Source organism: Streptomyces sp. NPDC005803 (assembly GCF_040630435.1).
Lineage (GTDB): Bacteria > Actinomycetota > Actinomycetes > Streptomycetales > Streptomycetaceae > Streptomyces.
Map to the genome: position 1 here is coordinate 163,175 of NZ_JBEXXO010000017.1, position 13,972 is coordinate 177,146.

Below are 13,972 nucleotides of genomic sequence, written 5' to 3' on the forward strand. Positions count from 1 at the left end.
CGAAGTGCCCAAGCCCCACGGCGCCCTCGTCCGGGAACACCACACGTCCGGCCCCGTGCGGGTGGGCCGCCGCCGGCCGAAGCGGCACCCCGCCGCATGCTGCGGCCCGAATCGCTAGACAGGTCTGCGCCGAGCGCCCCTTGGCCGGTCCGGAGTCCCGCCCCGCCGGCATCGACCTCTGCCTGCATCTGATCCGCACCGACCACGGGTCCCAGGCGGCCAGGCCCGGTACGTCCAACGGCCGGTGTCCGAGGACGATGCCTCCTCCACCTCCGCCACCCGCCGATGGGCGCTGCAGCACCTCAATGAGCCGTTGGCACTGCCGCAGCCGGCCCGGCACGCCTACCTGAGCCTGCGTACCTACAGCCGCCGGTTCCGGGACGAGACCGGTGTGACGCCGCATCAGTGGCTGATCAGACGACGCCTCGACCGTGCCCTGCACCTGCTGGAGTCCACCGAGATGACCGTCGATCAGATCGCGGCCGAAATGGGGTTCGCCACGGCCGCTTCCCTGCGTCAGCTCATGAGCGCCGAGTTGGGCGTCTCCCCAGCGTGTACCGCCGGACCTTCCGCGCTTCGGAGGCTACGGAGTCGTCCGGCGGGACCGGAAGGGCCGAGGCGCCGGCGGTCACAGTCTGACGCGAAGGGCGGGCCGGCGTCAGACGGTCTCACTCACCGGTCCGTACGCACGGGCTGCCTCCTCGTCCCCGACTCCGTTGGCCAGGGCGGCGCGCCGCACCAGGGCAGGTTCGAGGAGGGTGGCCGGGTGCGCCAGCATGAAGCTGACGTCCCTGAAGGCCGTGGCCACCTCGGGGTCGTGCACCGCCGCGGCCATGACGTTGCGCATGGCCCAGGCCGTGCGACGCTGTGCCGCCGTGGACGGAGGCACGGCCAATCCCAGCCGGCCGGCGTCCGCGGTGGACGAGGTCTGCCACGCGGCGGCGGTGACCACCTGCTGGAGGTCGAAGAAGTGCCGGGCGGGGGCGTCGAGGTCGGCGTCGTGGCGCAGATACTCCGACAGGCACGAGGCGTGCAGCATCGCGGAACTCATGCCCTGGCCGTAGACGGGGTTGAACGACGCCACAGCCTCCGCGGTCACCGCCAGGCGGGCCGGGAGACGGTCCGTCTCCTCGAAGTGGCGCCAGCGGCTGTCGGGGTGCCGGAACGGTACGAGGGGCCCGGTCATCCGGCCCCTCACGGCTTCCCGGTAGACGGGCTGCAATTCCCCGCACCGCTCCCGGAAGCCGCCCGTGTCCAGCACCTGCGGGTCGTCGCCGTACGAGGCCAGCATGACGGCCCACCGTCCACCTTCGACGGCGTTCACCGCGGCCCCGGCGAACTGTGCGGAGCCGGACCCTGGGCTGAAGCGCGTGATGCCGCTGAGCGGACCGTCCCAGTCGGATGAACGCTCGAAATGGGCCGTCACGTAGCGGACGTCGACACGGAGCCGCTCCACTCGTGGCCGGGACCACTCCCCCTCCTCGAGCCAGTCGGCGATCCGGCTGCTCCGCCCGCTGGCGTCCACCACGAAGTCGGTGGCCTGTACGGTCTCGCCGTCGGCGCTCACATACCTGACCGCTTCGACGCGTCGACGGTCGTACACGAGGCCCGTGACGCGCCCTGCGACCATCTCCACGTTCGGCAGCCGCAGGGTCCGCTCCCGTATCAGCCCTTCGAGCAGGGGGCGCGTGCAGCTGAGGGGATTCACGTTGGGCGTCCCGACCTGCTGCACTCCGTCCACGTACGACGCGCTGCGGTCCGGGCCCGGCAGCACCGCTCCGCGGGCCTGAACCTGCCGCACGGCCCCCGGGAACCAGCGTTCCAGCTGCCGGAGGCCGCCCGGCGTCAGCGTGTGCACCTGTGTCCCCTGCGGCACACCGGGGCGTGCCGCACCGCTGATCTCCGCTTCCGCGGCGTCGGGATCGACGACGACGACACGCTCGGCGTGGTCCGAGAGGACCCGCGCGGCGAACAGCCCGCCGATCCCGGCTCCCAGTACGTGAACGGTGCCGAAGAGGACCGGGGTTTCACGGGGCGCCTCCGCGATGCTGAGGCGCTTGAACACGGCGGTCGGTGAAGAGGACACACGCTTCTCCAGATCGGTGGGGTCTCGCAAAGACACGTTTGACGGAAGACGTCTGCTGCAGTCACACGTGTATCACAGAGTGCCCGACCGGCCTGTCAGCGGTGTGGGTAGGCGCTGCTCACTCGAAGCGGTAGCCCGACAGGTCGACGGAGACGATCAGCGGCTCGGCTGCCGGTGTGTTGTCGGGCTGACGCGGGTAGATGCGCAGCTTGGACGGCAACGTGATGCCCTGGACCGTGACCGGGTCGATGAGGTAGCGGGCCGCGGGGTTGCTGCCCTGGATGTCTACCTCGTAGTCGTGCCTGACCAGGAGTCCGCTCGCGTTGAAGTAGTAGGTCTGCACCTTGCTGTGCGTGGCGATGGTGTCGGGGAACTCGACCCGCAGCCGTCGCCACTCCTCACCGTTCTCCTGCCAGGGCTCGATCTCCTCGGCCGTCACTCCAGGCTGCTTGAGGATGAACGGCGATGTGAGGTAGGTCCACATCGTGTAGCCGCTGAAGTAGGCGACCTGTGTGTCGCTCCAGGGCGTTTCCATCTCGTAGCCCTCGAACGAAGGCCGGGGATCGTCGAGTTCCTCGACGACCTCACCCTCGGGCGTTTCGATCGTGACCCGGTCCGGGGTGAAGACGGAGTGGTGGGTGGTCGGTGCGAACGGCCCGTGGGAGACGCGCTCGCGCTTGAGGTCGACGCGGACCTCACAGTCCTCCAGGACCGTGGGCTTGCCCTTGAGGCCCCACAGGACACCGCCTTGGTGGAGCGTGGCGGTCAGGGTGGAGAAGCGGTTGAACCGCTCCAGCCCGCCGTGCGCCTCCAGCGCCAGCTCGACGAGATCGCTCATGGTCGTACTCCTCTGTTCCTAGCAGTAGTTCTCGAGACCGGGGCGGCGGTCCGGCGTCGCGCGATGTGTGACGCCGGAGCGATGTGCTCCGGCTGCCGCGGCCCGGTCATGCACTCCAGTGTGCAAGCGCCGGCGCAGTCGGCCATCAGCCATCCGACTTAGCAATGTGTGCGTATGTCTCCCGGCAGCGTCGGGCGCCGGGCACATCGGAACAGCCGCCCGGCACCTACGCCCGGGCCCGGCCGATGACGACGCCTGAGGGATGTCCCGGACAGGGGGGACGGACAGAGAGGCTGCTGCCCGGTCTCCACGGCGAGCTCCGAGGCCCCGGCAGGCAGAACGGCGACCGCCCCTTCACCGCCGGCCTCGGTGGGCTGTCGGCGGTGAAGGGGCAGTCGGACGGGCCGGGTGGGCGTGCCGGCCGCTCACGCCTCAGACGCGTCCGGGCCTGGTCGCGCTGTCGCGCAAGCGCGCCTGGAAGGCGAGGTGCTCGGGCCGCCGGCCGTCACATGTTGATCATGTGACCGGCGAGGCCGTGGATGGCTTCCTTGACGGACTCGCCGAGCGTCGGGTGCGCATGCACGTTGCGGGCCACCTCGTGGACCGTCAGGTCCCACTGTTGGGCGAGTGTCAGCTCCGGCAGCAGCTCCGCCACCTCGGCGCCGATGAGATGCGCGCCCAGCAGCTCACCGTGGTTGCCATCACTGATGATCTTCACGAAGCCGGTGGGGTCGCCGAGACCTTGCGCCTTACCGTTCGCGGTGAAGGGGAACGTGGCCACCCGGACGTCGAAGCCGCGTTCCCGCGCCTGTTTCTCCGTCCATCCGAAGCTTGCGATCTGGGGCTTGCAGAAGGTGACACGCGGGATCATGACGTAGTCGAGTTCCATGGTCTCCGCCCCGGCGATGGTCTCTGCCGCCACGATGCCCATCGACTCGGCGGCGTGGGCCAGCATCAGCTCGGCGGTGACATCGCCGATGGCGAAGATGTGGGGGACGCTCGTCCGGAGCCGGCCGTCGACGGCTACGGCGCCCCGCTCGGTGAGCCGGACCCCCGTGTTCTCCAGGCCGTAGCCGGTCACGTTCGGCTGGAAGCCGAGGGCCTGCAGTATCTTGTCCGCCTCCAGGACCTGCCGCCGGCCGTCCCGGGTGACGGTCACAAGGACCTTGTCACCCTCCTCCGCGACCGACTCCACCCGGGTGGAGGTGAGCACCTCGATGCCGAGGCGCCTGTAGCGCCGGGCGAGTTCGGCGGAGACGTCCTCGTCCTCCAGGGGCATCGGGCGGTCGGCGAATTCGACGATGGTGACCTGGACACCGTAGGTGTGCATGATGTAGGCGAACTCGACACCGATCGCGCCGGCGCCCGCGATGACGACGCTGCCGGGCAGCTCGTCGGCGAGGATGTGCTCCTCGAAGGTCACCACCCGCTCGCTCAGCCGGGTGCCGGGCAGGAGTCTGGCGGTGGCGCCGGTGGCGATGACGCAGTGGTCGCAGGTCACCGTCTGCGTGGCACCGTCGGTGCCCCTCACCGTCAGGGTGTGGTCGTCGGTGAAGTGGCCCCGTCCGTCGTACTGCGTGATCTCGTTCTTCCGCATCAGGAAGTTGACGCCCTTGGCGCGGCCGTCGGCGACCCTGCGGCTGCGCCGGAAGGCTTGGCCGTAGTCGAAGCGCACCTCGCCGTCGACCTCGATGCCGAACGTCTTGGCCTCGTGGGTGAAGGTGTGCGCCAGTTCGGCGTTGCGGAGCAGCGCCTTGGCCGGGATGCAGCCCACGTTGAGGCAGACACCACCCCAGTAGCGCTCCTCGACCACTGCGGTGCGCAGCCCCAGCTGGCTCGCTCGGACGGCGGCCGTGTATCCACCGGGGCCGGCCCCCAGGACGACGACGTCGTAGTGTGCGTCCATGTGTCAGCCGTCCTTCCGGGTCGTGCCCGCGGAGGGTGTGGTCGGGACGGCGCCGGGACGGCCGGGGGGCTGACTGTGCATGGGAGTTCCCTGGGGGTCGATACGTGGGTAGGGGTGGGTCGCGCGTCGGCCCGCCGGTCCCCTGCCGGGGCCGGGGCCGCCCGCTGAGATGACCGTCAGCTGCCGAGGAAGGCGTTGACCTCGGCGCTGAACTCCACCGGGTACTGGAAGAGGAAGCCGTGTCCGGCGTCCGGGTAGATGCTGAGCCTGGCGTTGGGCAGGTGTTCGGCCAGCAGGTACGTGTTCGGGGTGGGGACCATCTCGTCGTTGTCGCCGTTGGCGACCAGGACGGGCTGCCGGATGGAGTCCAGGCGCTGCAGCCGGGAGTCGTCACGCACCCCCCATGCCGAGATCGCCGTCAGCTGCGCGTCCCGGACGGCCAGGTCGGTTGCGGAGTCCCGCTCCGCGGTGCGCAGGGCGAGGCGCTTGAGGAACGCCACGCCCTTGGCCTGGCTGGAGCTGCTCTTCTCGAAGAAGAGCGTGAGCAGGTCGGTCGCTTGGGGGGCGTCGCCGAAGGCGGTGTCGCGAATGGCGCCGGCGGTGTAGAGGTGGATGTCCCGGCCGCCCCGGGGGGCGGTACCGGCCAGGACCAGGCGGCGCACCTGCCACGGGCGGAAGAGGGCGATCTCCTGGGCGATGAAGCCGCCGAGGGAGAAACCGAGCAGGTCGTACCGGGTCAGCCGGACGGCGTCGAGGAAGGCGATCGCGTTGTACGCCATCTCCTCGACGGTGTTGGGGGTGGCGCCGGTGGAGCCGCCGACGCCGGCGAGGTCCACCAGCACGACCTCCCGCTCGGCGGCGAGGGAGTCGACGAACTCGGGGTCCCAGTTGTCGAGATTGGCGCGGAAGTGGACCAGGCAGACCAGGGGCAGGTCGCTCGCATGGGGCCGGCCGAAGCGGCGGTAGCGATACGTCACTCCGTCCGCTGCCTCCACGTGGAGGTTGGGCGTCGTTATCTGGCTGTGGGTGGAGTCGGAACTCACGGCAGGCACCTCTTGGTCGGAAAGCGGCGGAGCCGCGCCGGTGCGCGGCTCCGGGGGCGAAGGAAGCGGGGCTGGATCCTGTCGGCCGTCCTCACGCTCCTGCCGATGTCCGTCCTTCGGGCGGGATCGACAGGAGCGCGAGGTCCGGGCCGGGACGTGACCGGCGATGTCCGCCCCGTGGGCAGCGTCGCCGGCGCGTGCGCGCGCACGTCGGCTGGAAGCCCCCGTAGTGGAGGTCCCACGGCATTCGGCCGAGGCGGGGGGAGTGCGTACCGGGCGTCGGCCCCGGGGCAGAGCTCGCCCCGGGAAGGGCACTAGTGCCGCGTCAGTCAAGGTTTGCCCGGCAGGAGCGGCGTCAGGTGCGTGCTCTCGGCGTGCCGGCCGGAAGTCCTCGTACGGGACGTACTTGGACTTTCGGCCGGTGCGGCGAGAGTGCGTGCACGGCGTCGCGACGGGGCGAACCTCGGCTGCCGCGGCACTAGCTGCGGGCGCCGAGGCGCTCGCCCATGTTCAGCTCCAGGTCGTAGATGACCTCCGGGCTCGCCTTGGCCGACTGCCCCAGGCGCTCCTGCACGGACTCCCTGGCCAGCAGGCCGGCGAACCGCTCGTGGGTGGCCGCCAGCTCGGCGGGGCTGTGCAGGGGGGCCTCCTGGTTGACGATCTCCTTGACCGCCCGGAGGGCCTCGGCGTCGAAGGAGGCGACGCGCCGGGCGAAGCGGTCGACGACGGCGTCCAGCTCAGCGTCGGGGACGGCGCGGTTGACCCAGCCGTACAGCTCCGCCGTGTCCGCGTCGTAGTCCTCGGCGGAGGTGATGATCTCCAACGCCCGGGACCGTCCGGTGAGCCGCAGCAGGCGCTCGATGCCGCCGCAGCCGGGGATGATGCCGGTGCCGATCTCCAGCTGGCTCAGCACGGCCTTCTCCCGGCTCGCGAAGCGCACGTCCAGGGCGAGCAGGAACTCGTTGCCGATGCCGCGGGCCCGGCCCCGGAGGGAACCCACGGTGATGAACGGGGCGTTCTCGAGGCGGCTGACGATGTCGAACCATGTCGGCATGCCCTCCCCGAACTCGGCGGCTCTGCCCAGGTTCAGATGCGCCATGAAGAACTCCGGCAGGGCGCTGTCGAAGACGACGACCTTGATCTCCGGGTTCTTCTCGAGCTGGTCGACGACCTCCGCGAGGGCGGTCTCCAGCTCGGGGTCGTAGAGGTTGAGCGGCGGGCTGTCGAAGGTGACTCGCCAGTAGCCGGGGCTGCGCTGTTCGGCGCGCACAGGAGGGTGCGCGCCCGTCATCGTGCTGTTCGACATGGAGTGGTTCCTGCTTCGTGAGGGCACAAGGGAGGCGGAGGCGCACCGGACCGTTGCGGTACACCGGTCGCCTTGAATCACACATTACGAGCCGTTGACATGCCGTGCCGCGTACCAGGCGCAGCCATGCCCGAAAAGGCACATGCGGACAACACTTCACCGTGTCCCGGCCAGGGATCGCTGTGCCACCGGAGTCAATGTGTTATGACACGTGACGCCGTTCCGGCGCTCCTCGACCCGCACACGTGTCGCACACCGTGGGGCCGCTGCCGGTCCGGGCTCGGCGCGGCCGCTGTAGGGTGAGCCGTCCTGCCGTGCTCCGCCTGCCCGCGACACTCGGGCCGGCCTCCCTCGCCGGGCTCGGGCCGCCTCACCCTCAGTGGATCCGCGCCGCCGTGGGGCGGCTGTCAGGACGGTCGCTCTGCGGAAGATCTATTACGGGGCGAGCGGCGGCGGCCGAGGCCGGGACGCGGGGAAGACGAGACATGTGCACCGAGCGGAGGAGAAGTACCGGTGACCTTCCCGGCCGATGACTACACGGGCCAGAGTGCCGGCGGCTCGCGCTCGCCGCTGCGCGCATTCCTGCGCACCGAGACCGGCGGTGCCGCTGTTCTCCTCGCGGCCGCGGCCGTCGCGCTGCTCTGGGCGAACGCGGCTCCCGGGTCCTACACGTCGTTCTGGGAGACGCGTCTCACCGTCGCCTTCGGCGCCCACGGTCCGTCGCTTCCGCTGCGGGAGTGGATCAACAGCGGGCTGATGGCGCTGTTCTTCTTCGTCGTCGGGCTGGAAGCGCGCCGCGAGTTCGACGTGGGCGAGTTGCGCGAGCGGCGCCGGCTGGTGCTGCCCCTGGTCGCCTGCGTCGGCGGCATGGCGGTGCCGGTCGCGCTCTTCCTCGCGGTCAACGCGGGGCACCCGTCCACGCACGGCTGGGGGGCGGCGATGTCCACCGACACCGCGTTCGCCCTGGGCATGCTCGCTGTCGTGGGACGCGGGCTGCCGAGCGGGTTGCGGGTGTTCCTCCTGACCATCACGGTGGTCGACGACTTCCTCTCCCTGGGCGTCATCGCCGTCGCCTACAGCGAGCAGGTGGACGTCCCGGCCCTGTGTGTCGCGATCGGCGTCTTCGGCGTGGTGGTCCTGGCCCGCGCGCTCAAGGTGCGGCACGGCCTGGTCTACGCGCTCCTGGCGGTGGTGGCGTGGGGGGCGCTGCTGAAGTCGGGTGTCGACCCCGTGGTCATCGGCCTCGCCATGGGGCTGCTGACCTACGCCTACCCGGCGGCACGCGAGGACCTCGAACACGCTACCGGTCTGTTCCGGATGTTCCGGGAGCAGCCGACGCCCGAGCTGGAGCGCTCCGTGCGGGCCGGGCTCGCCTCCGCCCTTTCGCCGAACGACCGTCTCCAGGGCTTGTTCCACCCCTGGACGAGCTATCTGATCGTCCCGCTCTTCGCGCTGGCCAACACGGGTATCCCTCTGGACGCCGAGGGGCTGGGGCGGGCGTTCACCTCGCCCGTCACGCTCGGCATCCTGCTGGCGCTCGTCCTCGGCAAACCCGTGGGCATCATCGGGGCGTCCCTGCTCACGTACCGGCTCAGCCGCGGGCGGTTGAGGCCGCCGGTGGGCTGGGGTGCCGTCACCGCGGGCGGCACCCTGGCCGGGACAGGATTCACCGTCTCCCTGCTCATCGCGGCCCTCGCCTTCGAGGGGACACAGCTGCAGGACGCGAAGATCGGGATCCTGAGCGCGTTGGCCGGTTCCTTCCTGACCAGTCGGCTGGTCACAGCGGTCATCGCGGCCATGCCGGACGGGTCGAGGCGACGAGCGCTGCTGGGCGACGCGGAGGCGATCACCGACCTGGCGGTCCCGGTCGACCACGACCGGGACCATGTCCGGGGACCCCGGGACGCGACGGTCACCGTCGTGGAGTACGGCGACTACGAGTGTCCGCACTGCGGGCAGGCGGAGGGAGTCGTCCGGGAGCTTCTCGGCGACTGGGGCGACGTCCGGTACGTGTGGCGGCACCTGCCGCTCACGGACGTCCACGGGCACGCCCAGCTCGCGGCCGAGGCCGCCGAGGCGGCCGCCGCGCAGGGCCGCTACTGGGACATGCACGATCTGCTCTTCCGTCATCAGGGGGAACTGCGTCTGAACCACTTGCGCCGGTACGCCGCGCTCCTGGGGCTGGACACCGAGCGTTTCGACCGCGAGCTGCGGACGCACCGGGGTACGGCGCGGATCGCCGAGGACGTCGAGTCGGCGGACCTGAGCGGCGTGGCCGGCACGCCCACGTTCTTCGTGAACGGGCTCAGGCATCAGGGCGCGTACGACATCGACGGCCTTTCGGCAGCCGTGCGCGCGGCCCGGGAGCGGGCGGTGGCCGACGGCCGGCCGGGACGGTGACCCCGGGAATGCGATGCCGGGTGGTGGTGTTACAGCATGCGTCTGACATGGGCGGGTCAATCGCTCGGATGTCGGACGGAAGGAGCACCTCATGGCACGCGGCACCACGCGGCCCCTCGGCACCCTGCGGTCGACGGCCGGCACCGGCGTCACCCATGTGAGCCGCGAGAACCGTCTGAACGATCCCGAGCGGCTCGTCCTGCGCACGTACGACCGGAGGGCGGGAGGGCACGAGCTGTTCCGCGAGGAACGCTGACGCCACGAGCGGCCATCCGGTGAGATCCAGCTTCGAACAGCGCCACGGAAGGACAACACGATGAAGGTGCGCGCGTCATTGCGTTCCCTGAAGGCCAGGCCCGGCGCCCAGGTGGTGCGCCGACGGGGAGTGACCTTCGTGATCAACAAGAAGGAGCCACGCTCCAAGGCCCGCCAGGGCTGAACGACTCCACCCGGCCCGGTACCGCACCCGCGGTGCCGGGCCGCTGTCATGCCCGGTGAGAAACCGACAGTCGATTGACTGATGCCGCGAATCCGGCGAAACCGCACGATCACTCCTGAGCGTTGTCACGCAACCGTGAACGGGATCTCCTGCCGAGTTCCCTCGCGGTCCACGCATACAAGGAGAGCAGTGACCACGAAGAGCGACATGGTCGTGCGCCCGGCACACGACCTCGGCGGACTGCCGGCCGGACCGGTGGTCCGGACGGATCACGAGATGACCCCGTTCGAGAAGAACTGCCACGCGCTGCTGAACGTGCTCGCCGCGCACAAACTCGTCAACACAGAGGAGAAGCGCCGCGGGGTGGAGGACCTGGGCGGGCAGATCATCGGCGAACTCACCTACTACGAGCGGTGGGCCGTCTCGGCGTCCAAGGTGCTGATCGAGAAGGGCGTCATCACCACTCAGGAACTGGGCGCCACGATGGACGCGATCCGTGCCCGGATGGCGGAGACCAGCTCATGAGCGCCCGCTTCGTCAAGGACCAGAGGGTCCGCATAGCCGACCGTGACGCCCCCGGCCATGTCCGGACCCCGGTCTACGTACGCGGCAAGGAGGGCCGGATCGAGCGCGTCCTGCCCCGCTTCCTGAATCCCGAACGGGAAGCGTACGGCGTCAACGAGGGCACCGACGTGCGCCTGTACCGGGTGCGCGTCGAGCAGTCGGCCCTGTGGCCGGACTACGACGGCCCGGCGGACGACGTCCTCGAACTCGAGATCTACGAGCACTGGCTGGAGCCGGTCGACCACTCCCCCACGGAAGGACGCTGAACTGTGCCGACCACGCGCGATCACACGGAAGCCATCGTCGACCACGGCGATCACACGCACGGCGGCGGCGCGGCCGACCCGCACGCCCCCATCGAGAACTCCGCCGGGGAACCGGACTACTTCGACGTCCTGCAGCAGGCAATCCGCGAACTGCTGGTGGACAAGGGCCTGATCTCGGCCGACGAGGTCCGCGCCATGGTGGAGACCCTCGACGCCCACCGCCCCGCACTCGGTTCGGCGCTGGTCGCCCGGGCCTGGACCGACCCGGCCTTCAAGGAGCGCCTGCTCGCCGACGGCACGGCAGCCATCGTTGAGTTCGGAATCGACAACTACGACGGCACCAGGCTGATCGTGCTGGAGCAGACGCCCGAGGTGCACAACCTCGTCGTGTGCACGCTCTGCTCGTGCTACCCGCGTCCGGTCCTGGGGCTGCCGCCGGACTGGTACAAGAGCCGCCCCTACCGCGCCCGCGCGGTGCGGGAACCGCGGGCCCTGCTGAAGGAGTTCGGCACCGAGGTGCCCGAGGACGTGACCATTCGCGTCCACGACAGCAACGCGAACATGCGGTACCTGGTGCTGCCGATGCGCCCCGCCGGCACCGAGGACATGAGCGAAGAGGAGCTCGCCGCCCTCGTCACCCGGGACACCATGATCGGCGTCACCACACCCAAGCTGCCGTGACCGGGATCCGCCGCCGGCCGGACACGCCCGCCGACGGGCCGCGATGGGTGGTACGCGGCCGGCCGGTGTCCTCCTACCTCGCGGAGGCGCTGGGAACGGCTTGGCTCGTCCTGGCCGCACTCACCGCGGTCTCCTTCACGATGCGGGCCGACGGCGGACTCCCGTCCTCCTGGCCGCTGACCGTGCGCCTGGCAGTCGTGGGCGTCTCGGTCGGCGGCAGCCTCGCGGTGTTCTCCCTCACGCCGCCGGGCAAGGAGTCCGGCGCCCACCTCAACCCCGCGGTCAGCCTGTTCATGGCCCTCCGGGGTGTGCTGGGCGTCGGGGACCTGCTCGCCTACAGCGTCTGCCAGCTGGGCGGGTCGGTCATCGGCGTGCTCGTCGCCCGGGGCATATGGGGCGAGCGGGTCACCGACGTCCACGACGGCCTCATCCAGCCCGGTCCCGGCTGGAACGGCGCGGCAGTCGTCTCGCTCGGCGAGGCGGTGAGCACCGCCGTCCTGCTGTGTGTGCTGGCAGCCATGACGTCCCGGCCCCGGCCGCGGTCCACGCCATGGGTCACCGGCGCCACAGTCGCTCTGCTGATCGCCTCGACCGGATCGCGGACCGGTGCCAGCTTCAATCCGGGCCGCAACTTCGGCCCGCACATCGTCTCGGGTGATTACCACCTCTTCTGGCCCTACATGCTGGCGCCCCTCGGCGGAGCCCTGGTGGCCGCGTCGGCGCTGGCCCTCTTCAGGCCCGGCAGCAAGGCCTGGACCGCCAAGGTGTGCTGCGAGCGCGACCTCCACCGCTACCGCCACTCCAGGCCGCGACCGCGGCACCACACCTTCTCCTCCCCCCGGTGATCCCATGCTCCAGACTGCCCCTCAAACTCCAGCGTCCTCCCTCGTCCCCGGCCCGGACCCGGCCGGCAAAGCGCTGGTCCGGCGGGCCCGGACCCTCGTGACCGCGCTGGGCCTGGCCGAGTCCGAGCTCGCGCCGGATCTGGTCCATGCCCTGCTGCGCGCGGGCTTCGGCGTACAGAGCGACATGCTGTTCGGCGGAGTGGAGATCCGGTCCTGTCCGCAGTACTACGGCGCCGGATCACTCCTCGTCAGCTGGGCCCCGCACGAGGCGGCGTACGCCCCGCTGGACCCTCGCATCACCCAGGTCGAGGACATCATGGCCGGCGCTCTGCTGGACACCGTGCGGGCGCTGGGGTTCCGAGCCGACCGCCTGGGCGTCTCCTACTCGGTGCTGGTACGACCGGGGGGTCGCGATGCCCGCTGAATCGGTGAGCGGATTCCTCAAGGAGCACCGGAGCACGGTCGCACTGGTGTCCGGCATCGTGGTCACCACCGTCGGCGCCTTCGCCGTGCTGGCCTTCGTGGTGTCCGCGCACCGTTTCTCGGTGGGCACCCAGGTCTTCGGTACGGGTCTCGGCGTCACGGCCTATGTGCTCGGCGTCCGGCATGCCTTCGACGCCGACCACATCGCCGCCATCGACACCACCACACGGCGGTTCCTGGCCGAGCAGAGGCCCTCGGCCAATCTGGGTTTCTGGTTCGCCCTCGGGCACTCGTCCGTCGTCGTCGTGCTCAGCCTGCTGACCGCCGTGGGGGCCCGCCTGGCGACCAGGCTCACCGACGACTCCTCCACCGTCCACCGGCTACTGTCGGTGCTCGGCACGTCCGTCTCCGGGGTGTTCCTGTGCCTGGTGGGCATCCTCAACCTGGTGGCGCTGCGCCGCATCGCCGGCGTGTACCGGTCCGCGCGCCGCGGGGACTACGACGAGGAGCGGTTGCACCAGGTCCTGGACGGGCGGGGGTTGTTCTCACGCCTCCTGCGCCGTCTCACCTCGTCGACGACGCGCCCGTGGCACATGTTTCCCCTGGGCCTGCTCTTCGGTCTGGGCTTCGACACGGCGACCGAGGTGTCTCTGCTGATCCTGTCAGCCGCCGGTGCCACCTCCGGCGCTCCGTGGTACGCGCTGATGCTCCTGCCCCTTCTCTTCACCTGCGGCATGAGCCTCTTCGACACCCTCGACGGGGCCTTCATGTCCGCCGCCTACCGGTGGGCCTTCGTCCATCCCCTGCGGCGCATCCACTACAACCTCACCACCACCGGCCTGTCAGCGGCGGCGGCACTGGTGGTCGGGGCGGTGAACCTGGTGACGCTGCTGAGCGACCGGATGCCCGCGGTCGACCGGGCCCTGCCCTGGCTGGCCGGCATCGACCTCAACGCCGCCGGCTACCTGATCGGCGGTCTCTTCCTCACGGCCTGGATCCTTTCCTTCCTCTACTGGAAGGCCGTCGGCCATCCGCCCGGGCGCCCCGGAGCCCCCGGCCGTGTCCCCGCCGCCGTCATGGTGCGGTCGGCCGCCCCGTCCGCCGAACCGGAGGTCTGACGCCGGCCGGACAGGAGCCTGCCGGTCACACCGCCGCCACGACGACGAGCCGGAACA

General features: G+C 70.6%; 14 protein-coding genes and 1 pseudogene. 10 read left to right on the plus strand and 5 right to left on the minus strand.

Annotated features, from left to right (window positions below; translation table 11 throughout):
- Positions 1–164 precede the first annotated feature (164 nt).
- Positions 165–639, plus strand: a pseudogene (locus ABZ454_RS24150) (helix-turn-helix domain-containing protein); the annotation flags it as partial.
- Positions 640–658: 19 nt separating this feature from the next.
- Here the strand turns inward: ABZ454_RS24150 and ABZ454_RS24155 are convergent.
- From ABZ454_RS24155 to ABZ454_RS24175, 5 genes are all read right to left on the minus strand, one after another.
- Positions 659–2,086: an FAD-binding monooxygenase gene (locus ABZ454_RS24155; RefSeq protein WP_359540776.1), complete on the minus strand. Its 1,428-nt coding sequence runs from the start codon at positions 2,084–2,086 to the stop codon at positions 659–661.
- 118 nt (positions 2,087–2,204) lie between these two features.
- Complete coding sequence (locus tag ABZ454_RS24160; RefSeq protein WP_359540778.1) at positions 2,205–2,924, minus strand: hypothetical protein; 720 nt, start codon at positions 2,922–2,924, stop codon at positions 2,205–2,207.
- A 505-nt stretch (positions 2,925–3,429) separates the two neighbouring features.
- The gene (lpdA, locus tag ABZ454_RS24165) at positions 3,430–4,830 is read right to left on the minus strand and encodes a dihydrolipoyl dehydrogenase (protein WP_359540780.1); all 1,401 of its coding nucleotides are present in this window, start codon (positions 4,828–4,830) and stop codon (positions 3,430–3,432) included.
- A 176-nt stretch (positions 4,831–5,006) separates the two neighbouring features.
- On the minus strand, positions 5,007–5,873 hold the full coding sequence (locus tag ABZ454_RS24170; protein WP_359540782.1) for an alpha/beta hydrolase: 867 nt from the start codon (positions 5,871–5,873) through the stop codon (positions 5,007–5,009).
- Between the two features lie 478 nt (positions 5,874–6,351).
- Positions 6,352–7,179 carry an enoyl-CoA hydratase/isomerase family protein gene (locus tag ABZ454_RS24175; protein ID WP_359540783.1) on the minus strand — a complete coding sequence of 276 codons (828 nt, stop codon included), beginning with the start codon at positions 7,177–7,179 and terminating at the stop codon, positions 6,352–6,354.
- Positions 7,180–7,692: 513 nt separating this feature from the next.
- Between ABZ454_RS24175 and nhaA the strand changes: the two genes are divergently transcribed.
- The 9 genes from nhaA to ABZ454_RS24220 all read left to right on the plus strand — a co-directional run bounded on the left by nhaA (position 7,693) and on the right by ABZ454_RS24220 (position 13,915).
- Positions 7,693–9,579: a Na+/H+ antiporter NhaA gene (gene nhaA, locus ABZ454_RS24180; protein WP_359540784.1), complete on the plus strand. Its 1,887-nt coding sequence runs from the start codon at positions 7,693–7,695 to the stop codon at positions 9,577–9,579.
- Positions 9,580–9,670: 91 nt separating this feature from the next.
- Positions 9,671–9,835 (plus strand): 50S ribosomal protein L33, encoded by a 165-nt coding sequence (rpmG, locus tag ABZ454_RS24185; protein WP_359540785.1) that lies wholly within the window; start codon positions 9,671–9,673, stop codon positions 9,833–9,835.
- A 60-nt stretch (positions 9,836–9,895) separates the two neighbouring features.
- Positions 9,896–10,018 carry a type B 50S ribosomal protein L36 gene (gene ykgO, locus ABZ454_RS24190; RefSeq protein ID WP_359540786.1) on the plus strand — a complete coding sequence of 41 codons (123 nt, stop codon included), beginning with the start codon at positions 9,896–9,898 and terminating at the stop codon, positions 10,016–10,018.
- Positions 10,019–10,207: 189 nt separating this feature from the next.
- Positions 10,208–10,543: a nitrile hydratase gene (locus ABZ454_RS24195; protein ID WP_359540787.1), complete on the plus strand. Its 336-nt coding sequence runs from the start codon at positions 10,208–10,210 to the stop codon at positions 10,541–10,543.
- Positions 10,540–10,848: an SH3-like domain-containing protein gene (locus ABZ454_RS24200; RefSeq protein WP_359540788.1), complete on the plus strand. Its 309-nt coding sequence runs from the start codon at positions 10,540–10,542 to the stop codon at positions 10,846–10,848. The genes ABZ454_RS24195 and ABZ454_RS24200 overlap by 4 nt, the downstream gene beginning before the upstream one ends.
- Before the next feature lie 3 nt (positions 10,849–10,851).
- Positions 10,852–11,529, plus strand: coding sequence for a nitrile hydratase subunit alpha (gene nthA, locus ABZ454_RS24205; RefSeq protein ID WP_359540790.1), 678 nt, complete (start codon positions 10,852–10,854; stop codon positions 11,527–11,529).
- A complete protein-coding gene (locus ABZ454_RS24210) occupies positions 11,526–12,374 on the plus strand; it encodes an MIP/aquaporin family protein (RefSeq protein ID WP_359540792.1) in 849 nt (282 codons plus the stop codon). Before nthA ends, ABZ454_RS24210 begins: the two co-directional genes overlap by 4 nt.
- Before the next feature lie 4 nt (positions 12,375–12,378).
- The gene (locus ABZ454_RS24215; RefSeq protein WP_359540795.1) at positions 12,379–12,798 is read left to right on the plus strand and encodes a hypothetical protein; all 420 of its coding nucleotides are present in this window, start codon (positions 12,379–12,381) and stop codon (positions 12,796–12,798) included.
- Positions 12,788–13,915, plus strand: coding sequence for a HoxN/HupN/NixA family nickel/cobalt transporter (locus ABZ454_RS24220; protein WP_359540797.1), 1,128 nt, complete (start codon positions 12,788–12,790; stop codon positions 13,913–13,915). The genes ABZ454_RS24215 and ABZ454_RS24220 overlap by 11 nt, the downstream gene beginning before the upstream one ends.
- Positions 13,916–13,972: the final 57 nt, after the last annotated feature.